Genomic DNA, 235 nt, shown 5'->3' with positions numbered 1-235 from the left:
CGTTTAAGCCATCTCCATCTACATCATAGGCAAACATGTCGGCACCGCCGTATGAATTGCTAAAAGCAACTTCGTGCGTCGGCCACCGACCCTGGGTAGCCGGATGGTCGGGTTGTTCGAACCAGCCACGAGAGTGAATTATGTCCAGTAAGCCATCTCCGTCGACATCGCCGACCCCCAGTCCATGCCCAAATTTTTTATCGGTGATCTGTTCCGAGACGGGGTAGAAAGTCCA

Annotated in this window: 1 protein-coding gene; it reads right to left on the bottom strand. The window is 53.2% G+C overall.

Features of this window, described 5'->3' with window-relative positions:
- On the bottom strand, positions 1–235 hold a 235-nt coding region (locus ACTHSL_RS14255), incomplete at both ends, for a hypothetical protein (RefSeq protein WP_440381761.1).

Origin of the sequence: Neisseria sp. P0008.S010, from assembly GCF_051962715.1 — a bacterium.
Taxonomy (GTDB): Bacteria; Pseudomonadota; Gammaproteobacteria; order Burkholderiales; family Neisseriaceae; genus Neisseria; species Neisseria elongata.
This window is presented reverse-complemented; position numbering and strand designations above follow the sequence as displayed.